Below are 24229 nucleotides of genomic sequence, written 5' to 3'. Positions count from 1 at the left end.
CAAGGACATACTTCGTCTGTGGAAGCCGGATGCGACTGGGTTGATAGCCGGCAATGCTGAAGACCTTCACGGATGAGGGCGGCGAATTCGAGCGAACCGATGTCGTCATCGTCGGTGCGGGTTTCACAGGCCTGTCGGCGGCGCTCGAGATGAAGAAGGCCGGCATCGATTTCATCCTGCTCGAAGCACGCGACCGCGTTGGCGGACGCGTCGAGTCCCGACTGAACGGACTTGGCGAACGGATCGATAGTGGCGGCCAGTTCCTGTGCGAGGACATGCCGGAATTGATGGCCCTGGTCGAAGCACGCGGCAAGACGCTGGTTGAAACCTATGTCGATGGCGATTTCATTACCCAGCCGACGATGTCCGTACAGAGAGCAGAGCGGATCTATGACGCGGCAATGGCAATCCGCGAGCGCATGAACGGGATCGATCCGGACGACGTCTCGATTGCCGGACTGGCCGTTGCCGACTGGCTTGCCCGCCAGCGCGATTCCGCCGATGCCAGGGCCGTCTTCCGTTCGATGATCGAAGGTCTCTGGTGCATGGCGCTGGATCGGATTCCTCTCTGGTATCTGATCGACAATGACCGACGCGTCACCAACGAGGTGCCGGAGCTGCAATATTTCGTGCGCGAAACCATGCATTCACTGGCCGACGATCTGGCCCGCGACCTTGGCGATCGGTTGCGGCTCAGCGAGCCCGTCACGCGCATCGAGCACAGTTCGCAAGGTGTTCTTGTCGTTTCGGCCGGGGGTGCCATCGAGGCGCGCGCGGTTCTGGTTGCCGTCCCCCCGGCGACGGTGACGGAGCTCGCCTTTGTCCCTGCCTTGCCGGCTGGACTACGGCGGGCGCTCGGCGCCTGGAAAAGCGGCGCGGCTATCAAGATCCTGGTGCGCTATGCCAAACCGTTTTGGCGCGGGCGGGATTTGAACGGCATGGTGATGTGGCTCGATCCGCCGGGACTGTTTGCCTGCGACGCCGGCAAGGATGTGGAGCATGCCGCGCTCGTCGTGTTCGTCGGCGGGCCGCTCGCGCTGCGCTGGCGCGACCTCGGCGAGCCGGAACTGCGTGCGGAGGTGACCGGCCGGTTGGAGGCAGCCCTTGGCCCGAGTGCCGGCGACGTCATCGATTTCAGTTTGCGTGACTGGGTAGGAGATCGCTGGAGCGGCGGCGCGTACAGCGATCTTGTTGTCGACGTGACAGCAAGAGATGCCGAGCGAACGATCCTTGCCGGCGCACCCCCGGTGTATCTCGCCTGTTCAGAACTCTCGCCGTCGTTTCCGGGGTATGTCGAGGGCGCTATTATTGCCGGGCGTATCGCCGCGCACAAGATCATTGCCGAGCTTCAAGCTCCGGCATGAGCCTGGTCTTTTCGAAAAACTGTTTGGCAAGATCGGTCGGGTTGCGCCTCGAGCCCGAGCGCCGTCGAAGCTATGCCCGATTTTGCCCGACTTCGCCCGAATGCTGTTTCGAACTCGTTACAGTGCCAGTCCTTCGCCACCCCATCGTCGTTACAAAGTGCGGATAAGTTCATTTCACCGCCAAAAGAAACTCAGCGAAGGGGAAGGCAATGCATGCGAAAATCCAGACGATCCGCGGCGAGAGCCGCCTTCAGGCTCCAGAACGCAATGACCGCCGTCCGAAACTGGCGCTGCGCCAGCGGGCCAGCGACCACCCCATGGCGATGTTCATGGTGCTGGCTGCTTGCGCCTTCGTCGGCATGGCGTTCACGCCGACAATCGGGCCGGCCTTCGCTTCGTTGAATCCGCCGTCCAATCTCATCGACGGCGCGCAGACGACGACCAGGACCGCGCGTCTGCCGGTGCCGGTGACCGACTTCGCCTGCAAGGGCCAGGCCTGGGGTGCCGAGAGTATCGATTGCCTGCGCGCCATCGCCGAACAGTCCGGAACACACAAGAACCGCGCCATCCGCATGATCGCCTATGCCGCGCCCTTGGCCGACACGCCGAATATTTTCTGATTTTGTCGAAGCATGATCCGAAACCGTTCCCGCTTTGGGATCATGCTCCGGACTCCCCGAGCGCTCCCTCCAGTGCGCTCTTCTTCGGCCCCGGGGGCCTCTTCCTTATCCTTTCAAGACCGCCTGTTCGGCAATGGCGGACAGCACACTGCGCACATCCAGCGTGCTGAACGGCTTTTCCAGGATCTGCGGCCGCTGCTGTGCCGGCAGCGCCTCGATTTCGGCTTTCGCACCGATCAGGTCGCCTGTGACCAGCACGAAACGCCGTGCCAGATCAGGCTTTTCGGCGAGCAACTCGCGATAGATCGATATGCCGCTAACGCCGGGCATGCGCAGGTCCGAAAAGACGATGTCCGGCGGCATGTGGCCGCTCAAAGTGGCGGCGGCCGATTCCCAGACAGGAACGATCCGTGACTTGATGCCCATCAGTTCGAGAATGTCGGAGAGCGAGCCGGCGACATCCGGCTCGTCGTCGATGATCAAGGCATGCCGCAGGCCGCTCGATCGCGGCTGGTTGTCGCCGGCGATGGCGAGGCCGGCCACGATGGCCGGCAGCTGGACGACGAAGCGCGCGCCTCTCGGGAGCACTTCCTCGAACCAGACATTGCCATTGTGCCGCTCGATGATCGATTTCGAGATCGACAGGCCGATGCCGGTGCCGACGCCGACCGGCTTGGTGGTGAAATAGGATTCGAAGATGCGGCTGCGGATCGTTTCCGGCACGCCGGGCCCATTGTCCTCGACCGAGAAGCAGGGATGACCGCGGTCGCTGCGGAACGTCCGCACCTTGATCAGCCGGTCGCCGGCAATGCCGGCCAAAGCGTGCTGGCTGTTGATGAGGAAATTGGCCGCCACCTGCGTCACATGGTCGGCGTCGGCCATGGCCAGCAGCGGGCCGGCGGCGAAATCGGTGTCGATGGTGATGCCGCTCGAGCGCGCGCCATAGGCGGTCACTTCGAGTGCCGACCGGATCACCTGGTTGAGGTCGGTCTCGGCCTGTGCCGCGGGATGGAGGCGGACCATCGACAGGAAGCTCTTGACGATGCGGCCGCAGCGCTCGGCGGCCGCACGGACTTTCTCGGCGCGCACCTTGGTCTGCGGGTCGGAAGCGAATTCGTGCAGCAGCGTCGATTGCGCCACCACCACGGCCAGCGGATTGTTGAGCTCGTGCGAGACGCCGGCCAGCAACGAACCCATCGCCGCCATCTTCTCGTTCTGGTGCAGCTTCTCGCGCTGCCGGCCGATCTCCTCCTCGGCGCGCAATTTGTCGCGCAGGTCGCGGATGGAGCCGAAGATCAGGCGGCGGTCGGCAACCCGCATCTCGGTCGCCGTCAGCTCGATCGGGAACACTTCGCCGGCGGCGTTCTGGGTCACCGTCTCGAGCCGTTGGCCGACCATCGGCGCGCCGCGGCCGGACATGTATTCGGCCCCCGAAACATAGCCCTTGCGGTAGTAGATCGGCACGATCGTATCGAGCAGGTCCTTTCCGAGGATGTCGCTGCGCTGGAAGCCGAACATCTTCTCGGCAGCCGGATTGAATTCGATGATCGAGCCGGTCTCGTCGATGACGACGATGGCGTCGAGCGAGGCCTGCAGCATGGTGCGGCGAATGACCTCGCTGGCGTGGGCGTCGGAGGGCGAGCGCTCGATGGCGTCGCCGATGGCCAGCGCGATGATATGCAGCGTCGCCTCTTCCTCGTCCGTCCATGCACGCTCGTTGACGCAGTCATTGACCGCCAGCGTGCCCCAGAGATGGCCATGCGCGAAGACCGAGACCGAGAGGAACGATTTGATGTTCTGCTTCTCGAAATCGGTCCTCAGGAAGCCTTCGAGGTCGCGCGTATGGCCAGCGAAGATCTTGCCTTGCCGTTCGTCCTCGGCAAGCCGCTCCAGCAGGGGGTCGGAATTGACGATCGATTGCATGATGACGGTTGGCGACGCCAGTTCGCCGCCGAAAAGAGGGTCGATCCAATAGGCGGCGACGGATTGGGCGAAGCCCTGGCCGGGCAGTTCGCGCAAGCGAAACAGGATGCCGCGCTGGCAATCCATGGCCCGGCAAAGCGTTTCCAGTATGCCGTCCATCTCGCGCTGCCAGTCGCCGGCCTCGCGAAGCCGGCGAACGACGCGCACGGCCGCCATCGCCGCGCCCTGCCTGAACCCTTGCATATCGGTGCTTGCTGCTTCAGCGATCATCTTGTGCCGTCATTCCGGAGTCGTGCCAATTCGGAGTCGTGCCAATTTCGGCTGGCGAGCAACCGAATCCTTCCGGCTCGGAGCTCAGTTCCCGTCGCCGGCCGGCAGCGAGAAGATATAGCCCTCGCCGCGCACCGTGCGCAGGAATTTCGGATTGGCGGGATCGGCCTCGATCTTCTTGCGTAGCCGCATGATGCGAATGTCGACCGCGCGTGACGATTCCGGATCTTCGGTGAAACCGATCGCCTCGGAGATAGCGGCGCGGGTCAGCAGCCGATTGGCGCGGGTGAGGAAAATCTCCAGCACGTCGAACTCGCTCTTGGCCATGTCGATCACCGCGCCATTGGCGCCGGTGACCAGCCTGCCGTCGAGATCGGCCTGGAAGGGGCCGAAGGTAACGGAACGGCGATCCGTCCCGGCCTTGTTGTCCTGGAGCTCCTTCGGCTGGGGAACCCGGCGCAACACGCTGCGCACCCTGGCCAGCACTTCGCGCAATTCGTAGGGCTTGACGATGTAGTCGTCGGCACCGAGTTCCAGCCCGACGATGCGGTCGAGCGCGGTGCCGGCCGCGGTCGCATAGATGATGCCGATCGGCAGTTTCGAACGCAGCCAGCGGCCGAGCGAGAGGCCGTCCTCGCCGGGCATGGCGATGTCGAGAATGGCGAGATGAAACGATTGCGTTTCAACGAGGCTGCGCGCCGCGGCAGCACTTTCAGCGGTGGCCACGTCATAGCCGGATGCGCCAAGATATTCTGCGACCGCGTCCCTGAGGTCGGGCTCATCCTCGACGATGACAATTCTTGCCCGCACGATGCTTTCGCTCCCACTTTCAGTGGAAAGTAGATTGGGTATAAACATCATGTCCAGCACTCATATCCGGGTTGCCAGGGAACGGTTGGAAAAGATGGCCGCACGATCCGTTATTGCGCTCGTTTCGGTAGCCGAAGTGGTGGCGACCGAACTCGCCGACCATCTCGAGCGGCGCGGCCACGACGTGCATCAGGCGCGCCAGCCCTGGGAGGCCGAATCGCTGCTGTCGGGAAAGGGCATCGACGTCGTCGTCGTCGGCGACAGCCTCAGCCAGGCGGAGGGGCGGGACCTGCTCAGACGTTATGGCGGCCAAGGAGGAGGCGGCGAGGGCGGACCGGATTTTATCCTCATCTGCCGGCCGGCCGATCTTGTCGACAAGGTGCTGGCGCTGGAGCTTGGTGCGGCCGACGTCGTCGAGAGCCCGCTCAATGTCCGTGAACTGGCCGCCCGTGTCGGCGGCCTGCTTTCGCGCCGCGGCAGGGGCACCCAGGAACTGATCGTGCTGGAAAACGCGACCGTCGATCTGAGATCGGCCATGGTCATGCATCGCTCCGGCTCCGAGGAACAGCTTTCGCCCGGCCAGGTGGCGCTGCTCAGGTTGTTCCTGGCCAGTCCACGCAAGGTGCTGACGCGTGACGATATCATCGCCGCGGCACCGGCCGAAAACGCCGACGCCTTCGATCGTTCGATCGATTCGCGCATCGTGCGGCTGCGCCGCAAGCTCGACACCGACACCATCACCACAATACGTGGCGCCGGCTATCGGTTCGATCCGCCGCGGCAATTCGCCGACTGACTGCCGGGTACTGGCGCAATCCCTTTTTTCGGGCATCGGATTTTCCATCTCTGGGCCCGATGCTCTTTATACTCAGCGTACCAGCAGAAGCGATGGCCCCACCGGCATGTCACTGCCGATGGTGAGTTCGCTTGCATGGGCGCGGTCCCTGAGAAGCATGGTGGCAAGACCGGCAAAGCCGAGCAGGCCTTGGGCGTAAAGCAGTGCGGACAGCACCGAAGCAGCGAATTTCGTTTTCATCGTCGCAGTTCCCCAAAAATGCCAATTCTCTAGAAATGAACCTGTTGCGGGTCGCTTCAGGATACCCCCGAAGTGCCCGCGCCGCCCACGGAGCCCCCCGTCGCGGCGCGGGCCTTCGGTCCTCTCGGCAGCAAGTTGCCGGAGGCGCCGCGCAAACCCGTCAGCCTAAGGCCGACCCGCCAGAGGGCCTTGAGCCGGGCGATGCGCAGGCTGGAAACAATCCAGACCGTGGCGAAAAACAGTGCGGCATGCAGCGTCGAAATCTCGCCTGATGTCATCGCGCCGAGGCTTGTCAGCGGGGTGCCGGCAACCGTGCCGACGCCGCCGATGACCGCTGCCGCGATGCTGATCCTGAGAAGCCAGGACAGCGCGTTCGATTTCGTTCCCATGTTCGTTACCGGCTGTTTTCGTTGCGTCAACTTTGCTCGCGGCCCGTATCCGGATCATGCCGCTAGGGGTCGCGCTTTGTTGCAGGTTGGTTTCGATACTGACGGTTGTTCTTTCACATGACGCCAATTCGCACTTTCGTTTGGGGGCGGATACTCATGTTCCCGACTCTTGGTCTTGGCTGGGCGGGCCTGCCGAGCCTGTTCTAGCTAGGCTTATAAGGAGGCGTTTGTTAAGTAGTGGAAACAGATTCGAAACAGAAACGAGTGTTTTGCGAAATCTCCTCGAAACATGACGTTGGGATAAGCGGCCATCGAATTGGAGCCGGCCTAACCGGCAGAGAGAGGGGACTTCATCATGCACACCGCCATTTCCGCCAAGCTCATCAACATCACCGCCGCTGCCTTGACTGGTGCAGCACTGCTGCTCGGCGCCGGCTCGGGTGCGGCGCACGCCGCCAACAAGATCGTGGCGCGCGTTTCGCTTTCGCAGCAGATCATGGAAGTCTCCGTCGACGGCCGGCCGACCTTCGCCTGGAAAGTCTCCACCGGCGACCGGGCCCATGTGACGCCGACCGGCTCGTTCAAGCCGACCCGCATGCATGAAATGTGGTACTCGAAGAAATACGACAACGCCCCGATGCCGCACTCGGTCTTCTTCAGCGGCGGCTATGCGGTGCACGCGACCTACGCGATCAAGCGCCTCGGCCAGCCGGCTTCGCATGGCTGCGTGCGGCTGCACCCCGACAACGCCGCCGATTTCTACCAGCTCGTCGAAACCTTCGGGGCGACCAACACCAGCATCGTCATCGTCAAGTAGCAGGCTGGAAACGGTGGCGTGTCAGCATGCTGTCGCGCCTTGTTCAAGGCTCCCGCCGGAAAACGCTGCGGTATCGAGTACAGCGCAAACCGGCGGTATCGAGCAAAGCTCGAACCGGGGTATCGAGCCCAGCCAAAAGAAAGAGGCCGGGAAATTCCCGGCCTCTTTTCTTTTGCTTCCATCGATTTGTCCTGCACATTTCCGGGCGGGACTCCCTCGACCGCCCTAGCTCGGCAGTGCCGGCATCAGCTTGGGGTCCGGCTTCTCCGCCAAATGAGGCAGATCCTTGCTGGCGATGAAGGTGTAGAACATGGGCACGACGAAGAGCGTGAACAGGGTGCCGACCAGGATGCCGGTGAAGATGACCAGGCCCATCGAATAGCGGGCTGCGGCACCAGCGCCGCTGGACGTGATCAGCGGCACAACGCCGAGCGCCATCGCCGCTGTCGTCATCAGGATCGGCCGCAGGCGCACCTTGGCCGAGGCGATGATGGCGTCGCGCCGCCGCATGCCATGTTTTTCACGCTGCTGGTTGGCGAACTCGACCAGCAGGATGCCGTGCTTGGTTATCAGACCGATCAGTGTGATCAGGCCGACCTGCGTGTAGATGTTGAGCGTCCCGAGGCCCAGATTGAGAGGCACGATCGCGCCGAAGATCGACAGCGGCACCGCCATCATGATGATCAGCGGGTCGCGGAAGCTTTCAAACTGCGCCGCCAGCACCAGATAGATGACGACCACGGCGGCCGCGAAAGCGATCAGGATGGTGTTGCCCTGTTCTTTTTCCTGCCGCGATTGACCGGAATAGTCGAGGAAGAAGGTGTCGGGCAGGCTCTCCTTGGCAATGTCCTCCAGCGCCTTCAGCCCGTCGCCGGTCGTGACGCCGGGCAGCGGGAGCGCCGAAATCGTCGACGAATTCAGCTGGTTGAACTGCTCGATTGCCGCCGGCGCCGCATTGGTCGAAATCTTGACCACCGCCGATAGCGGCACCATCTCGCCCGTCACGCTGCGCACGAAGTATTCGCCGAGCTTGTCGGGGTTGTCGCGAAACTCTTGCGGCACCTGCGGGATGATGTCGTAGCTGTTGGAGTCGCGGTCGAACTGCGCCACTTCGGCGCCGCCGACCAGCAAGGTCAGCGTGCGGCCGATATCGGCGATCGGCAGGTTCAGCGCCGCGGCGCGGTCGCGGTCGATGGTCACCGTCACCTCCGGCGCGTCATAGGCCATCGAATTCTGCACGACGATGAAGCGGCCGGAGGCCTGCGCCTTGTTCTTGATCTGCTCGGCCACCTCGTACACCTCCGAGGAAGCGCCCGTCGATCGCACCACCATGGAAATGGGCAGGCCGCCACCGGAGCCCGGCAACGTCGGCGGTGCAAAGACGAAAGCCTCGACACCGGCCACTTTGGCGATACGGGCCGTAATGTCGGCCTGCAGTTCCTTCGAATTGCGCTTACGTTCCGCCCAGTCCTTGAAGGCATAGCCGACGAAGGCGCTGTTTGTCGTGCCGCCGAAGGCCACGGCCGAGAACTGCGCCCGTGTTTCGGGAATATCCTTCACCAGGCCGAGGATCTGGTTGACGTATGTCTCGGTGTAATCGGAGGTCGCATAACGCGGCCCCGTCACAATCGAGAGCAGAAAGCCCTGGTCTTCTTCCGGCGCCAGTTCGCTTGAGGTCTTGGTGAACATGAAGCCGGTGACGCCGACAAGCGCAAGCACGATGATCAGCGTCAATGGGCGATAGTTCAGTGATCCGGTGACGGCCCGTTCATAGACATGCTCGACGCGCGCGAAGGTGCCGTCGACAATGCGCTGGAAACGGCCCGGCGTGCCGGACTTCAAGAGGCGTGCCGACATCATCGGGGTGATGGTGATGGCAATGACACCCGACAGCACCACCGAGCCGGCGAGCGTGACCGCGAATTCACGGAACAACGCGCCGGTCAGGCCGCCGGTGAAGGCCAGCGGCGCGAACACGGCGGCCAGCGTCATGGTCATGGCAACGATGGCCGACGATATTTCGCGCATACCGCTGAACGCGGCCTGCATCGGCGACATGTGGTCTTCTTCCATATGGCGATGGATGTTCTCCACCACCACGATGGCGTCGTCGACGACCAGGCCGATCGCCAGAACCATGGCCAGCAGTGACAGCAGGTTGATCGAGTAGCCGACCGCAAACAAAAGGAAGCAGACGCCGATCAGCGACAACGGGATGGTGATGATCGGCATCATCACCGACCGGAAGGAGCCAAGAAACAGAAGGATGACGACGATGACGATGGCAACCGCCTCGGCGATGGTCTTGAACACCTCTTCGATCGAGGCGCTGATCTGCCCGGTCGCGTCGTAGACGACCTCGATCGTCATTCCCTTCGGCAGTGTCTCCTGAATCTGTGGCACCAGCTTGGTGAGCGCCGCCGCCGTGGTCAGCGGATTGGCCGCCGGCGTCGGGAAGATGGCGAGGAAGGTGCCGGGCTTGCCGTTGAACGAGACCCTGGTGTCGGTGTTCTCGGCGGCGAGTTCGACGCGAGCCACGTCGCGCAACCGCACCACATTGCCGTCAGTCGAGCGCAGCGGCAGCTCGGCGAAGGCCTCCGGCGTCTGCAATGTCGAGCGCACGGTGATCGAGGAAACGACATACTCGTTCTGGGTGTTGCCGGGCGCCGACAGGAAGTTGGAATTGTTGATCGCCGTCAGCAGTTCGGAGGCCGTCACGCCGCGCGCGGCAAGCTTGACCGGATCGATCCAGACGCGCATCGAGTATTCCTGGGCGCCGAAGATCTGCACGTCGGCGACGCCTTCGACCGTCGACATGCGCGGCCTGATGACGCGCTCGATATACTCCGTAAGCTGCTCCTTCGTCATGTTCGGATTTTGCATCGAGATGTACATCATCGCGAACTGCTGGCCGGTGCCCTTGACGATGACAGGGTCCTTCGATGCGTCCGGCAAGGTGCCGCGCACGCCCTGGACCTTGGACAGAACTTCAGTCAGCGCGACGTCGGGGTTCGAGCCGAGCTTCATCTGCACCGTCACGGTGCTGGAGGACGGGCGGCTGGACGAGGTGACGTAGTCGATGTTTTCGGTCGAGGCGACGGCGCGCGCGATCGGGGCGGAAATGAAGCCCTGGATCAGATCGGCGCTGGCGCCCGGATAGGCCGTGGTGATGGTGATCGCCGTTTCGTCGACCTTCGGATACTGCCGGATCGACAGGTTGAAGATGCCCTGGAAACCCAGAAGCAGGATCATGCAGCCAAGGACCGTCGAAAGAACAGGCCGGCGAATGAAGAGATCGGAGATGCTCATTGCTGGCCGGCCTGCTTGTTTGCCGATTTGGTCGGGTCGATGGTGTTGTCCACAACGACGGACATGCCGTTGAAGAGGCGGTTCTGACCGGCGGTGACGACTTCGTCGCCAGCCTTCAGCCCCTCGACGATCTCGACCATGCCTTGATTGCGGCGGCCGGGCTTGACGAACACCTGCGACAGCACGAGCGCGGGCTTGTCACCTTCCGCCGCCGGCTTGGCCGCATCGGGAGCCTGGTCAGTCGGCTTTGCCGCATCGGCGGTGGGCTTGGCAGCATCAGCCGCCGGCTTCATGGCATCGGCCGGCTTGGTGTCCGCAGGCTTGGCATCAGCCGATTTGTCGGCTGCCGGCGCGGCGGGTTTTTCCTCCGGCTTGGCAGCTGGCGCCGCCTCGGCGGGCTTGGCTGGCTGCACCACGAAGATGTAGTCGCCATAGAGACTTGTCGTCAGCGCCGTCTGCGGCAGGGTCAGCACGTTCTGCTCTTCGGGCAGCTCGACACGCACCTGCACGAACTGGCCGGGGGTCAGCTTGCCATCGGGATTGGCGACTTCCGCCCGGATGTTCACCAGCCGGCTGGACGAGTCGATCTTCGGGTCGATGCCGCGAATGGCGCCTGCGAATGGCCTGTCCTCACCGCCAAAGCCCAATCGAATCGTCTGGCCTATCTTGAGCAAGGCGAGTTGCTGTTCGGGAACCGAGAAATCGACCCGCATCGTGTCGAGATCCTGCAATGTCACCACGGCGGTGCCGGGCGCCAGATACTGGCCGATATCGATCCTCGGAATGCCCACCGTGCCGCCGAAAGGCGCCGTCAACTGCTTCTGCTCGAGCACGGCCTGCAGCTTGGTGACCTGAGACGCCGAGGCCGAGGCCGCCGCACGCGCCGTGTCCAGCGTCGAGTCGGAGCCAACGCCACGCCTGGTCAGTTCGATGGCGCGGGCAAGCGATGTCTGATCGAGCGCGGCCTGCGCCTTCTGTGCGTCGAGATCGGCGCGCTCGACGGCGTCATCGAGCTGCAGCAGAACCGCATTGTCCGCCACCTTCTGGTTGGCATGGAAAAGGATGTCCTTGACGATACCGGTGGTCTCGACCGTCAGGTCGACACCGCGCACGGCCTTGACCGTACCGATCGCCTCGACGCCCGGCGTCCAGGCCGAAGGCTTGGCGATGGTGGTCGAAACGGTTGCCGCCGGCGGCTTCATCGATGCGAAATACTGCTTGATGCCGTTGTCGCGCAGGAAGTTGAAGCCGACGATGCCGCCGACCACGACGACGAGCACGGCCAGAACCAGAACGATGATAAAGATACGGAGTATGCGCTTGAACAAGGAAGTCCCCTCAGTCGAAATCCGGCGCAAAGCGCGGATATCGGGACACATATCGACTGCGGGTCCCGATTTCAAATAATGGCGGTCTTACTGTACCGTCTGGACGGTCTTGTCAATTGGGCCTAGACTTGCGAAGGGAGGCGCCATGAGAGCCCAACGACCGAATTCGCGCGAGAAGATTCTCGCCGCGGCGGCTGATGTTGCCCGGGAATCCGGACCAGGCAGCCTGTCGCTGGATGCCGTCGCCAGCCGTGCCGGCGTGTCGAAGGGAGGGCTCCTCTACAACTTCCCGACCAAGGCCAAATTGATGCAAGGTTTGGTCGAAGGCTATCTGCGTGAGTTCGAGCACGCGCTGGAAGCCGCCCGCACAAATGACAAGGACGAAAATCCCCTGGCCGTCTACATCAGGCTGTCGGCCAATGATTGCGAGGAAAAGCAGCCGTCGGCGTCCTGGATCTTCTCGGCCATCGCCGAGGATCCCGATTTCATGATGCCGATAAAGACCTTCAAGCGGCAGCTTTTCGAGCGGCTGAAGGGCGAAACGCCGGATCTCAAATCGCTATTGATCTGCTATCTCGCCATCGAGGGATTGCGCAGCATGAACCTCTTCGATTCGGATGTCCTGTCGAAAGACGAGCGCGAGCTGTTGGTATCGTCCCTGCTCGAGATTGCCAAATAGGTCGCCCACCCGCTTTTCGGCCAGGCCTGTGCGTCAACGCGGTTCGCCGGCGTCACACAGGGTTCATCGTGCGGCCATAGCGTTCTTCCCAGTTCTTTGCTGCAATGCATCTGGAGTGGAACATGGTGGATATAGTTCCAGCGAGGCGGGCATTCCGAGACCGGATCATCCGCTGGAACAATCGGGCAGCGCGAAGTGGTTCCTGCCCGCCTTCGGCGTGCGCAGCGTCGCCCCATTGCAGCCGGAACCGTTCGCCGCCATCGTTCCGGCAACGCCCGACGCAATTTGCTGCTTGCCTGGGTGCTGACGCTGCCGTGCTCGATCACACTCGGCCCTGAAGGTTTTAGTCTAGCATTTGCTTCCGGCGGCCAGTAGCGGGGTGTCTCCTGGTTGGATTCCGCTGCTCGTTCGACGCGAGAGTTTCGGGATAGCGGCGATCAACTCTTGGGTATAGGCCTGCTGCGGACGATCCAGAACGTCTTCCGTATTGCCATACTCAACCAGCTTGCCGTGCTGCATGACCGCAACGTGCTCGCAGAGATAACGCACCACGCCCAGATCGTGGGAAATCAGGATCAGCGTCAGCGACAATTCGCGGCGCAGCCGCGCAAAGAGGCCGAGCACCTGGGCCTGGATGGTGACGTCCAGAGCGGAGGTGACTTCATCGGCGATCAAGATCTCGGGCTCCAGCGCCAGGGCTCTGGCGATGCCGACGCGCTGCCGCTGGCCGCCGGAAAGCTGCGTGGTGCGTCGGTCCAGCAACTGGCGTGGCAATTCCACTTTTTCCATCAGCTCACGGATCCGCTCCGGGATGTCTCTTTCCGGGCAGATGTTCTGTTGCCGCAGCGGTTCGGCCAGAGTTCGCGCAACCGTAAACGCCGGGTTGAGGGACATGAACGGGTCCTGGAACACCATCTGCAGTTTGCGAACCTGCTCCGGTCGGCGCTGCCTCAGTGCGCGATCGAGCGATTGGCCGTCCACCTCGATCTCTCCTTGTTGCGGCTGCACAAGGCCTGCAATAGCCCGGGCTATGGTGCTCTTGCCGGAACCGGACTCGCCGACGATCCCCAGCGCCCCACCGCGCCGCAATGCCAGCGAAACATTGTCGACGGCGCGCACGATTTGCGGCGGCTTGCGCGTCGCCCAGGCCGCAAGGCTCTGCCCAGGGTAGAAGTTCACGCACAGGTTCTTCACCAGGAGATGCGGTTCCGTCGCCACGGGGCAGGCATGCGTGGTCGGCTTCATCAGCGAGGGTTGGGAAGCGATCAGGCGCTTCGTGTATTCATGGGCGGGGTCACGCAGGATCTGATCGACCGAGCCGATTTCCAGCACCGCACCGTCCTTCATGACGACGACGCGGTCGCACATTTCCGCGATCACGCCAAGGTCGTGAGAGACCAGAATGACCGACAGGTTGCGTTCACGCCGGATGCCGCGGAGCAGGTCGAGTATCTGAGCTTGCACCGTGACATCAAGTGCCGTCGTGGGCTCGTCGGCAATCAGCAGTTTCGGTTCGCAGGCAAGGGCCGCCGCAATCATCACCCGCTGACGCATGCCACCGGACAGCTCGTGAGGATAGGCGCCCGCGCGCCTTGACGCGTCCTTGATATGCATGTCTTCGAGCAGTCCGACCGCCCGCGCATTGGCCTGCCGCCAGGATATGCCCTGATGGACCACCATCGCCTCGCCCACCTGACGCCCGACCGTCATGATCGGATCAAGATGCGTCGAGGGGTTCTGGAAGATCATCGCCGCTTGCCCGCCGCGCAGCCGGCCCAGCTCGGCATCCTTCATGGCGAGGACATCGCTGCCCTCGAACATGATCCGGCCCGACTTCACCAGTGCGTTGCCGGCAATCAGCTTGAGGATGGCTCTGCAGGCCACCGTCTTGCCCGATCCGGATTCACCGACGATCCCAAGGACCTCTCCCGCTTTTAGTGAAAAGCTGACGCCGCGCAGGGCGTGGACGTCGCCAAAATCGGTGGTGAAGTCGATGGTGAGGTTCTCGACGCTGACGAGGTCGCTCATCTCAGGATTCCGTGTTCAGGAGGCGGGCGAGACCATCAGCGGTCAAGGAGAGGCCGAGCGCCAGAAGGCAGATGGCGATGCCTGGGAAGATCGCAATCCACCATGCGGTCGTCAGGTAGGTCTGCCCATCCGCGATCATGGCGCCCCATTCGGGCGTCGGCGGTTGTACGCCGAGGCCGAGAAAACCCAATGATGATCCGAGCACGATGGCCAGCACGGCATCGGTCATGACGAAGACGATCGATGGGACGATGGCATTCGGCAGGATGTGGAACAGCATGATGCGCAAATGCCCAAAACCCATGCCACGTGCCGCCAGCACGAAATCGACGCCGCGCAGCACCAGCGCCTGGCTCCGCACAAGTCGGGCATAGCTGACCCAGTTCACCAAGGTGAGCGAGATGAAGTAGCTCTTGAGGCCGGGCCCCAACACGGCCACGATGGCGATCACGAGGACGAAATAGGGAAATGATACGGTGACCTCGAGGATGCGCATCAGCACCGCATCGATCCTGCCGCCCAGATAGCCGGCGATGAGGCCGATGGTCGTCCCCAGGATGATCGGACCGACCACGCCGAAGAAGGCCATGGCGAGATCGTAGCGCGCGGCAAACAGTGTCCGCGCCAGGACATCGCGGCCGATGGCGTCCGTGCCAAACCAATGCTCGGCGCCAGGTGGTTTCAGCGCCTGCATCACATCGACCTTGATCGGGTCGAAACTGGTCAGCACCGGCGCCAGAATGGCCACGACGATCCAGGCCAAGGTGATGGCGCCGCCAATGGCCAAGGTTGCCGGCATCGTGCGGATCCGCGCCATGGCCAAGGGGCCGCTGCCTCGCATCACATCGCTCATAATTCCACCCGTGGGTCGAGAATGGCGGTCAAGACATCGACGGCAAAATTCGAAATGACGACACCTACGGCAAGCAGCAGGGCCACTGCCTGGACGACGAACTGGTCGTGCGTGAGAACGCCGCGGATGAGCAGGTTGCCGAGCCCTGGAATGTTGAAGACATTTTCGACAACGACCGTCCCGCCGATCAGGAAGGCGACCACGACGCCCAGCAGATTGACTGTCGGCAACAGGGAATTCCAGAACACATGCCGGGAAAAGATGTAGCTTTCCGGCAGGCCCCTGGAGCGGCAGGCGATCGCATAATCCTTGTCCAGCTGCTGAATGAAGGTCGCGCGCAGATTGCGCGCGAGGATCGGCGTCACCCCGATACCGATCGTCAGGGCCGGCAAGAACAGATGCCACAGATTGTTGATAAAGGTCGGTCCGTAACCGGATACCGGGAAAATCTTCAGCCGCAGGCAGAAGCCCATGATCAACAGCAGGCCGACAAAGTAGGACGGCACGCCGACGCCCGCGACGCAGACGAGACGGATGAGGTGATCGATCCACCGTCCGCGCTGCCGGGCAGCGGTGACCGCGAGCGCGAATGTCAACAGCAGCGAGATCACGAGGCCGTAGAGGATCAAGAAAACCGTTGGCGCGATCCGTGCCGCGATGACGCCGCTGACGGGACCCCGGAAGGCGATCGACTGACCGAAATCGCCGCGCAGGCAATTCAGCACGTAATAGAAATACTGCACGGGGATGGGCTGATCGAGACCGTATCGCGCCCGCACGAATTCGATCGCCTCCTGACTGGCCTTGGGGCCAAGCATGAGGCGAACCGGATCGCCGGGTGTCATTTGCAGCAGCAGGAAGGTGATCACACTGATACCCAGCAGCACGGGGATCAACTGTATCGGCCGTCTAAGCACGAAGGAGAATCGATTCATGGTCGGGATCCTGGTGTCAAATCGATGCGAGACGGGGACGAAGTGTCTCGTCCCCGTCTCGCATCCTGTGCTGATCAATCCAGGCTGGTCCCGCCGATGGACGAGAATTGCAGGCCGACGTTCAGGACCAACCCTTTCACGCTCGGAGCGTAGGCGTTGAGCCACGTCGGGTGATAGAGCGCCACCTGCGCCACCTCGTCCACCACGGTCTTCTGGATCTGGGCATAGAGCTCGGCCCGTTTGGCATTGTCCGCCTCACCCGAGGCTTCATCGATCAGTTTGTCGACCGTTTCGTTGTTGTAGCGGGTGTAGTAGGACTTGTTGTCGCCCGCGCCCCAGACGCACCAGCGCAATGCGTTGTCGGGATCTCGCGTCTCGTTGTACCACCAGTTCATTTCCGCCTGATACTCGCCATCGGCGAGGCGGGTCCATGCCTGGGTTGAATCGATCTTGGCAATGTTGACGGTGATGCCGACTTCCGCCAACTGCGCCTGGATCAGCACCGCCGCCTTTTCCTCGTCGGCACTTCCGGCATTCTGGATGAGTTCGAAACTGGCTCCGGTCTTGCCGGATTCTGCCAGCAGGGCCTTGGCCTTTTCGACGTCTCGGGCAATGACTGGCAGCGATTTGTCGAAGAAATCGAGCGTCGGGCTCATGATGGAACTGGCCGGCGTGCCGAGACCCAGCGTCACCGCGGCATTGATGGCCGTGCGGTCGATGCCATAGCTGACGGCCTGGCGGAATTTGAGGTCGTTGAAGGGTTCTGCCGAATGGTTGATCAGCATGTCATAGGTGGTGCTCGAAGGTTCAGGGTCGGCCCGGAAGCCGGCGGCCTTCAACTCGGCCATGCGCGGGGCCGGAACTGCGAGGCAGACGTCGAGTTCGCCCGCCTGCAACATCGAGACCCTGGTGTTGTCGTCCGGGACATAGCGGAATTCGACGCCGTCGATCTTGGGCTCGCCTTGGCGGTAATAATGCTCGTTGCGGCCAAGGACCACGCGGTCTCCCGGCTTCAATTCGACGAATTTGAACGGCCCTGATGTGACCGGCGCCTTGGCGAAAGCGTCGTCGCCCATTTTCTCGACCGCTGCCTTCGGCACGATGCCGGTATTCCAGATTTCGGTCAGCGTCAGGAAGGGCGTGAATTTGCGGTCGAGCGTCATCACCACTGTCCTGGCGTCCTTTGCCTCGACCTTGGTCAGGGGCTGAAACGGCGCCGCATAGGCGGAATCCTTCTGGAGGCGCATGCGGTTCCAGCTGAACGCCACGTCCTCGGCCGTGATCGGCGACCCATCGGAAAATTTGGCCTCGCGCAGGTGGAAGGTATAGGTCTTGCCGTCATCCGCGATGTCCCAGCTCTCGGCAAGGCCCGGGCCGACTTCTGTGCGATCGGCATTGGCATGCAGCAGGCGTGCATACATCATGCCCTGGATAAGGATATCGGCTCCGTAAGTGGTTTTGATCGGGTCCAGGGTGAGAACCTCGGCCCCATAGGCCATACGCAGTATCTTGCTGCCGTCAGCATTGGCTCGAAGCAATGTGGCCGGCAACGTCGCGATGCTGAAGCCGGCAAACGCCGCACTTTTGAGGAATACTCTGCGGTCCATGACAATCTCCCATTTTCGTTGATGATGTTCCCGGGGCGGTTCCATGCTTGTTGGTTCAAGCAGTCCTTGTTGGTTCAAGCAGTCTTGGTGATGTGGGCAGGTGGTTTGCGCTGGTGCCAGGCGTAGTCGGCCTCAAGCACCGCACCTAGCCGTAGCAGCAGATCGTCGCGTCCGAATGCGGCGACAAACTGCACGCCGATCGGCAGGCCGTTTTGCGTCCAGCCGAGCGGCAGGGATATCGCCGGCGATCCAGTGCCGTTGAAGAGCGCGCTGAACGTCTCCTTCGGCGCCAGATCGGCGAACACCGTATCGATGTCGCGGCCGGGACGATCCGGGTTGTACGTGCCGAGCAACTCCGGCGAGATCGCGCAAGTCGGCGTCACCAGCACGTCATGGACGGCCAGGAATTCGCCAACCGTCCGCGTGATCTGGTCATAAACAGCGAGGGCCGCGATCAGGCTTGCCGCGTCCAGCGTTCGGCCATGGCGATAGACAGCAAGTGTCGTCTGCTGCAGGCAGGCCTCTTCGACTGGCCGTCGCAGCAAGCCCGCCAACTCGTCGAGCGACTGCGCCGTAGAAGCTGCCCAGATCACTTTCTGTGCCGCCAGATAGCGCTCATAATCGAACACAGGCCCGGCTTCGACGACCTTGTGGCCCAGTTGCTCCAGCCTCTTGCCCACTTCGAGAACTGCCGCCTTCACCTCGGTGTCGAGCGGAAAGCCGGACCAGGACGTTGTGCACAGGGCAATGCGCAAAGCCTTGGGTGGCGTCTTGATCGCCTGGGCATAGCTGGTGGTTGGAGGGACGATCTCATAGCTGTCGCCGGGAAGCGCACCAGACCCCAGATCAAGCAAAGCCGCCGTGTCGCGGATCGAGCGTGTCAGCATGAATGAAATGGCGAGACCCAGCATTGGCGCATTCGATTCCGGCGCGCCGCTGATCCGGCCACGAGACGGCTTCAGGCCGACGACACCACAAAAGGCGGCGGGGGTGCGGATGGAGCCGCCACCATCGGCGCCTTGCGCGAAAGGAACGATGCCGGCGGCAACGGCTGCCGCTGCGCCGCCGCTCGATCCCGAAACACCCCTGCTGGTATCCCAGGGGTTGCGTGTCGCACCATAGAGGGAGGATTCGGTTGCCGCCGCTATGCCGAATTCCGACGTGGTGGTACGCCCGATATTGGCAAGGCCGCCGGATCGCATTTTCACCCAGAAGGCGTGATCGTCGCCGCAGATGAAACCCTTGGCGAGAACGCTGCCGAACTCTCCCGGCCGGCCAGCTTCGATGGGGAAATCCTTGGTCAATGTCGGCATGCCGTGGAAAGGTGCGGGTCCGGGGACCTCGCCGAGCGCTTCGATCGCATCGGCATAGGTTTCGATCACGGCATTGAGCTGCGGATTGACCGCGGCGATCCCTGAAATGATGCAGTTTCCCAGTTCGCGCGGCGTAACTTCCCGCTTGCGCAGGAGCTCGGCCAGACCAACGCCGTCATAGGCGGCGTATTCCGTCAACTTCATGCGCTTGCCCTGACAGTCCGCGGTTTCAGCAACGGGTGATGCATCGTCATTCTTCGACTTCTTCCTCTTTGATGTGCCGTGCGACGCGCCGTGGCGGTTTGTGGAAGGTTCGCAGGATCCCGGCGATATCCTCCAGCTCATTCATCCGCGTCTCGGCCGATTTGCCGAGTTTCTCGGCAACGGAATGCGTGAGGAGGTTCAGAACCGAACTTATCGCGGCCGTCGAATCCCAGTACAGGTCGACGCGCGTCGATACTTCGAGCGCCAGTTTTGTGTATTCAGATGCCCAATGACTGTATTTGTCGGTAACGATGATCAGAGGAATCTTTCGGCGCTTGATCTGGGCACACAGCCGAAAGCTCATCGCTGCGTATTCCGCCGTGTCGATCAGCAGCACGCAAGAATTTTCGCCGCTATCGGTGAGGATTTCCGAGAACGTGCCGCCCAAACCTTCGGCAAAGCGGACATCGCTACGCACCCAGCGCAGACGCGTCGCGAAATCGAGCCCCAATCCCTTCACTGCCTGGAAGCTGACGCAGTTCACGCGATCGCAGGTGCTCAGCAGATGAACGATTTCGGACCACATCTCGCCCTGGGCAAGGCCATAGGCCGCGGTCAAGGCCTGCTGCTCCATCTCCAGGCTGCGAGCCAACCGCTCCTGCTTTTCGCCGCCGATGCGGAAACGCAACTCGGCACTGTCCAGGCCCGGGCCAGCGGCTTTCGGTGCGGAGCGCAGGCCACGCTTCATTTCCTTGAGATCGGTGTAGCCGAGACGCCGTACGAAACGGGTGACACTTGCCTCGCTTACACCGGCGCCGGCGGCAATGGTGGCGCCAGTTTCAAAGGGAATGTCATGGATGTTGGCGAGCAGGTATCGCGCCATTGCCTGCTCGGTCCGGGCGAAATCCAGCCAGCCCTCACGCAACCTGGCTTCCAGCGCGCTGGCCACCTCGGTCTCACCGGACACAGCCTTCTCGCCAGGCGTTTTCGTCTTCATCGACCGCAACGTCCCTTGGTAGACCTATTTGGAACAGACCGGAAATGCCGCCCAGGAAGCGCACTTCATTTCCAGTTCATGACGTGACGCTAGCACGCGAGAACACGCCATGAAAGATAAATTTTACAGTTTTATATTTCGGTATTTTTATTTCACGGCCGGCCGTAATCCCAAAAAGCGTGCAGCGCTGGCGCCGTTCCAGCGCGCCTGCGAGCGAAGCTGTCTTTGCGCGCCGTGCGGTTCGTGGCTCGTTTTCGGCCATGGTTCGGGCCGCCGGGAAAGTGGTTTTAAGCACGAGAATCTGGACATTAGTCTTGACAGAAATACAGATGTTCAATACCCGTCAGGCAATCGAACAAGCCTGCATTATGGGAGGAACGAGCGGTATGGCTTCCAATGTTTCGTTGACGGGCCTTGCCCGCGATCTCGAGGAACGCGCCAAGTCGGGCAAGCCTATCCGCATCGGCCTGATCGGCTCGGGCGAGATGGGAACCGACATCGTCACTCGTGTCGCCCATATGTCGGGCATCGAGATCGGCGCCATTTCCGAACTGAACCTGCCTGCCGCCAGCAAGGCGGTCGATATCGCCTTCCAGGAAACCGGGCATGCGCGCGGAGTGTCCAACGTTTCGGCGATGACCGCGGCGATGGAAGCCGGCAAGGTCGCGGTGACCAACGACGCCAATCTGGTCATCAACAACGATCTGATCGACGTCGTCATCGACGCCACCGGGGTTCCCGCCGTCGGCGCCGAGATCGGGCTGCGCGCCATGGAACATGGCAAGCATCTGGTGATGATGAATGTCGAGGCCGACGTCACCATCGGCGCCTATCTGAAGAGCGAGGCCGACCGGCTCGGCGTCACCTATTCGCTGGGCGCCGGCGACGAGCCGTCCTCCTGCATGGAACTCATCGAATTCGTTTCGGCCATGGGCCATCCGATCGTTGCCGCAGGCAAGGGCAAGAACAATCCGCTCAACATCGACGCCATTCCCCCAGACTATGAGGAGGAAGCCAAGCGCCGGCACATGAACGTGCGGATGCTGGTCGAATTCGTCGACGGCTCCAAGACCATGGTCGAGATGGCGGCAATCGCCAATGCCACCGGCCTGGTTCCAGACAAGGCCGGCATGCATGGCCCGGCGGCGACGCTTGGCGAACTGTCCAAGGTGCTGGTGCCGCAGAAGGATGGCGGCGTGCTGTCGAGGGTCGGCGTCGTCGACTATTCGATCGGCAAGGGTGTCGCGCCAGGCGTCTTCGTCGTTGCCGACATGTCGCATCCGCGTATCTCCGAGCGCATGGAAGATTTGAAGATGGGCAAAGGCCCGTATTTCACTTTCCATCGTCCCTATCACCTTACCTCGCTCGAAGTGCCGCTGACCTGCGCCCGCGTCGTGCTCTACGGCAAGGCCGACATGGTGCCGCTGGCCAAACCGGTGGCCGAAGTCGCCGCCGTGGCCAAGAAGGACATGAAGCCCGGCGAGAAGCTCGATGCGATCGGCGAATATTGCTACCGTGCCTGGATCATGACGACGCCTGAGGCGCGCGCCGCCAAGGCCATTCCCTGCGGCCTGCTGCAGGGCGGCTCGGTCACCGCGCCGATCAAGAAGGGCGAGCTCATAACCTACGCGAATGCAGCGCCCGCGGCGGGCTCCAAGATCGCCGAACTGCGCGCCCGCCAGGACAAGCTTGTCTATGGGGCCGTGGGAGCGTGATCATGGCCACAGCCAGCAAAGCCGTCACTGACAGTCGCGCCAATCTGCCCTTCGTCTACCGCCACTACAGCGCCGAGCAGCTCAGGGAGGTGCTCCACAAGATGTACCTGATCCGCCGCTTCGAAGAGGGCGCGGAGGAGTGCTACACGCGCGGTTTCATCCACGGCACCATGCATTTGTCGATCGGCCAGGAAGCCAGCGCCATGGGCATCTGCATGCCGCTTGCCGAGGATGACCAGATCACCTCGACGCATCGCGGTCATGGCCACTGCATAGCCAAGGGTGCCGAGGTCAAGCGCATGTTCGCCGAGTTCTTCGGTAAGACCACAGGCTATTGCAAGGGCCGTGGCGGCTCGATGCACATCGCCGATGTCGGCAAGGGCAATCTCGGCGCCAATGGCATCGTCGGTGGCGGCATCCCGATCGCCGTCGGGGCGGCATTGTCCTCCAAGATGATGAAGACCGGCAAGGTCGTGGTCTCCTTCTTCGGCGATGGCGCCAACAATGAAGGCGCTTTCCACGAGGCGCTCAACATGGCGGCGGTCTGGAAGCTGCCTGTCATTTTCGTCTGCGAGAACAATGGCTATGGCATGTCGACATCGACGGCCCGCTCGACCGCCGTCAAGAACATCGCCGAGCGCGCCGCCGCCTATTCGATGCCCGGCGTCATCGTCAACGGCAACATCTTCTCCGAGGTCGCCGAGGCGTCTCATCAGGCCATCGCCCGAGCCCGCGCCGGCGAGGGGCCGACGCTGATCGAGTCCAAGACCTACCGCCATCGCGGCCATTCCAAGAGCGACCGCAACCGCTATCGCACCAAGGAAGAGATCGAGGACTGGATGTCGAACCGCGATCCGATCACCCTGTTCGAAAGCGAGCTCAGGGAATTCGGCTTCATCGACGACAAGGGCATCGAGGCCATTCGCGATGCCGTGGCGCAAGAGATCGCCGAGGGCATCGAGTTCGCCAAGGCGAGCCCATCGCCCGATATCAGCGAGACCGGAAATTACGTGTATACGGAGCAGGCGTGATGGACGCGATGGTGCGTGAACTGAGCTACGCCCAGGCGATCCAGGAAGCCATGGCGATCGCCATGGACATGGACGAACGCGTCTTCCTGATGGGTGAGGATATCGGTGTCTATGGCGGCGCCTTCCAGGTCACTGGCGACCTGGTCGAACGTTACGGCGCTGACCGCGTCATCGACACACCGATTTCGGAACTGGGCGGCGCGGGCGTTGCGGTGGGCGCTGCCCTCACCGGCATGCGGCCGATCTTCGAGTTCCAGTTTTCCGATTTCGCCACGCTTGCCATGGAGCAGATCGTCAACCAGGCGGCCAAGATGCGCTTCATGCTGGGCGGCGAGGTTTCGGTTCCCGTGGTGATGCGCTTTCCCGCCGGTTCCGGCACCGGTGCGGCGGCTCAGCACAGCCAGAGCCTCGAGGCCTGGCTCGGCCATGTGCCGGGTCTGAAAGTCATCCAGCCGGCGACGCCCTATGATGCCAAGGGTATGCTTTTGGCGGCGGTCGCCGATCCCGATCCGGTGATGATCTTCGAGCACAAGCTGCTCTACAAGATGAAGGGCCCGGTGCCCGAAGGCTATTACACGGTGCCGATCGGCAAGGCCGATATCCGCCGCGAGGGCCGGGACCTCACCATCGTCGCCACCTCGATCATGGTGCAGAAGGCGCTCGACGCCGCTGCCGTGCTGGAGAGCGAAGGCATCGACGTCGAGGTCGTCGATCTCCGGACCATCCGGCCGATGGACAAGCAAACCGTCATCGATAGCGTCAAGAAGACATCGCGGCTGATGTGCGTCTACGAAGCGGTCAAGACGCTGGGCATCGGCGCCGAGGTCAGCGCCATGATCGCCGAGAGCGAAGCGTTCGATTATCTCGATGCGCCGATCGTGCGGCTGGGCGGCGCCGAAACGCCGATCCCCTACAATCCGGAGTTGGAGAAGGCGACGGTGCCGCAGGTTCCCGACATCATCACCGCCGCGCGCGACCTCGTGAAAGGGGTTCGCTGAGAA

General features: G+C 62.4%; 20 protein-coding genes. 8 read left to right on the top strand and 12 right to left on the bottom strand.

The window, feature by feature from the left end; genetic code table 11:
- The first annotated feature begins 53 nt into the window (after positions 1-53).
- Together NKI69_RS20245 and NKI69_RS20240 are read left to right on the top strand one after the other, a co-directional pair.
- Complete coding sequence (locus tag NKI69_RS20245) at positions 54-1364, top strand: flavin monoamine oxidase family protein (RefSeq protein ID WP_023811011.1); 1311 nt, start codon at positions 54-56, stop codon at positions 1362-1364.
- Positions 1365-1573: 209 nt separating this feature from the next.
- Entirely contained in the window at positions 1574-1984 is a 411-nt protein-coding gene (locus NKI69_RS20240) for a hypothetical protein (RefSeq protein ID WP_023811012.1), read from the top strand.
- 105 nt (positions 1985-2089) lie between these two features.
- Here the strand turns inward: NKI69_RS20240 and NKI69_RS20235 are convergent, their stop codons facing one another.
- A complete protein-coding gene (locus NKI69_RS20235) occupies positions 2090-4177 on the bottom strand; it encodes an ATP-binding protein (protein WP_352722429.1) in 2088 nt (695 codons plus the stop codon).
- 84 nt (positions 4178-4261) lie between these two features.
- Entirely contained in the window at positions 4262-5035 is a 774-nt protein-coding gene (locus NKI69_RS20230) for a response regulator (protein ID WP_352611813.1), read from the bottom strand.
- A gap of 46 nt (positions 5036-5081) precedes the next feature.
- On the opposite strand from NKI69_RS20230, the gene NKI69_RS20225 reads away from it, so the two are divergent.
- A complete protein-coding gene (locus NKI69_RS20225) occupies positions 5082-5783 on the top strand; it encodes a response regulator transcription factor (protein WP_127271440.1) in 702 nt (233 codons plus the stop codon).
- Positions 5784-5855: 72 nt separating this feature from the next.
- Here the strand turns inward: NKI69_RS20225 and NKI69_RS20220 are convergent, their stop codons facing one another.
- Positions 5856-6023: a hypothetical protein gene (locus NKI69_RS20220; RefSeq protein WP_352722428.1), complete on the bottom strand. Its 168-nt coding sequence runs from the start codon at positions 6021-6023 to the stop codon at positions 5856-5858.
- A 56-nt stretch (positions 6024-6079) separates the two neighbouring features.
- Complete coding sequence (locus tag NKI69_RS20215) at positions 6080-6412, bottom strand: hypothetical protein (protein WP_023811017.1); 333 nt, start codon at positions 6410-6412, stop codon at positions 6080-6082.
- A gap of 355 nt (positions 6413-6767) precedes the next feature.
- Here NKI69_RS20215 and NKI69_RS20210 point away from each other — a divergent pair, with 355 nt between their 5' ends.
- A complete protein-coding gene (locus tag NKI69_RS20210; protein WP_023811018.1) occupies positions 6768-7229 on the top strand; it encodes a L,D-transpeptidase in 462 nt (153 codons plus the stop codon).
- 225 nt (positions 7230-7454) lie between these two features.
- Here NKI69_RS20210 and NKI69_RS20205 read toward each other — a convergent pair whose 3' ends face one another.
- Positions 7455-10538 (bottom strand): efflux RND transporter permease subunit, encoded by a 3084-nt coding sequence (locus NKI69_RS20205; protein WP_023811019.1) that lies wholly within the window; start codon positions 10536-10538, stop codon positions 7455-7457.
- The gene (locus NKI69_RS20200) at positions 10535-11866 is read right to left on the bottom strand and encodes an efflux RND transporter periplasmic adaptor subunit (protein WP_352722427.1); all 1332 of its coding nucleotides are present in this window, start codon (positions 11864-11866) and stop codon (positions 10535-10537) included. The genes NKI69_RS20205 and NKI69_RS20200 overlap by 4 nt, the downstream gene beginning before the upstream one ends.
- Before the next feature lie 145 nt (positions 11867-12011).
- Here NKI69_RS20200 and NKI69_RS20195 point away from each other — a divergent pair, with 145 nt between their 5' ends.
- Positions 12012-12545, top strand: a complete 534-nt coding sequence (locus NKI69_RS20195) for a TetR/AcrR family transcriptional regulator (RefSeq protein ID WP_023811021.1) — start codon at positions 12012-12014, stop codon at positions 12543-12545.
- 348 nt (positions 12546-12893) lie between these two features.
- Here NKI69_RS20195 and NKI69_RS20190 read toward each other — a convergent pair whose 3' ends face one another.
- The 6 genes from NKI69_RS20190 to NKI69_RS20165 form a co-directional block, all read right to left on the bottom strand.
- Positions 12894-14573 (bottom strand): dipeptide ABC transporter ATP-binding protein, encoded by a 1680-nt coding sequence (locus NKI69_RS20190; RefSeq protein ID WP_352611802.1) that lies wholly within the window; start codon positions 14571-14573, stop codon positions 12894-12896.
- A 1-nt stretch (position 14574) separates the two neighbouring features.
- Positions 14575-15372: an ABC transporter permease gene (locus NKI69_RS20185; RefSeq protein WP_155930577.1), complete on the bottom strand. Its 798-nt coding sequence runs from the start codon at positions 15370-15372 to the stop codon at positions 14575-14577.
- 50 nt (positions 15373-15422) lie between these two features.
- Positions 15423-16361, bottom strand: coding sequence for an ABC transporter permease (locus NKI69_RS20180; RefSeq protein WP_023811025.1), 939 nt, complete (start codon positions 16359-16361; stop codon positions 15423-15425).
- Positions 16362-16435: 74 nt separating this feature from the next.
- Positions 16436-17968 carry an ABC transporter substrate-binding protein gene (locus NKI69_RS20175; protein ID WP_352722426.1) on the bottom strand — a complete coding sequence of 511 codons (1533 nt, stop codon included), beginning with the start codon at positions 17966-17968 and terminating at the stop codon, positions 16436-16438.
- A 74-nt stretch (positions 17969-18042) separates the two neighbouring features.
- Entirely contained in the window at positions 18043-19485 is a 1443-nt protein-coding gene (locus tag NKI69_RS20170; RefSeq protein ID WP_352722425.1) for an amidase, read from the bottom strand.
- 46 nt (positions 19486-19531) lie between these two features.
- Entirely contained in the window at positions 19532-20482 is a 951-nt protein-coding gene (locus tag NKI69_RS20165; RefSeq protein ID WP_352722424.1) for a MurR/RpiR family transcriptional regulator, read from the bottom strand.
- Positions 20483-20868: 386 nt separating this feature from the next.
- Between NKI69_RS20165 and NKI69_RS20160 the strand changes: the two genes are divergently transcribed.
- Genes NKI69_RS20160 through NKI69_RS20150 form a run of 3 tightly spaced genes read left to right on the top strand, consistent with a single transcriptional unit; the run spans position 20869 to position 24226 of the window.
- Positions 20869-22197 carry an NAD(P)H-dependent oxidoreductase gene (locus tag NKI69_RS20160; RefSeq protein ID WP_352722423.1) on the top strand — a complete coding sequence of 443 codons (1329 nt, stop codon included), beginning with the start codon at positions 20869-20871 and terminating at the stop codon, positions 22195-22197.
- A 2-nt stretch (positions 22198-22199) separates the two neighbouring features.
- The gene (locus NKI69_RS20155; RefSeq protein WP_352722422.1) at positions 22200-23228 is read left to right on the top strand and encodes a thiamine pyrophosphate-dependent dehydrogenase E1 component subunit alpha; all 1029 of its coding nucleotides are present in this window, start codon (positions 22200-22202) and stop codon (positions 23226-23228) included.
- Positions 23228-24226 (top strand): alpha-ketoacid dehydrogenase subunit beta, encoded by a 999-nt coding sequence (locus NKI69_RS20150; RefSeq protein WP_352679566.1) that lies wholly within the window; start codon positions 23228-23230, stop codon positions 24224-24226. Before NKI69_RS20155 ends, NKI69_RS20150 begins: the two co-directional genes overlap by 1 nt.
- Positions 24227-24229 lie beyond the last annotated feature (3 nt).

The sequence above is a fragment of the Mesorhizobium sp. M0491 genome (genome assembly GCF_040321265.1).
GTDB lineage: Bacteria > Pseudomonadota > Alphaproteobacteria > Rhizobiales > Rhizobiaceae > Mesorhizobium.
The sequence above is the reverse complement of the archived record's forward strand: the minus strand, read 5'-3'. Positions and strand labels throughout refer to the sequence as shown.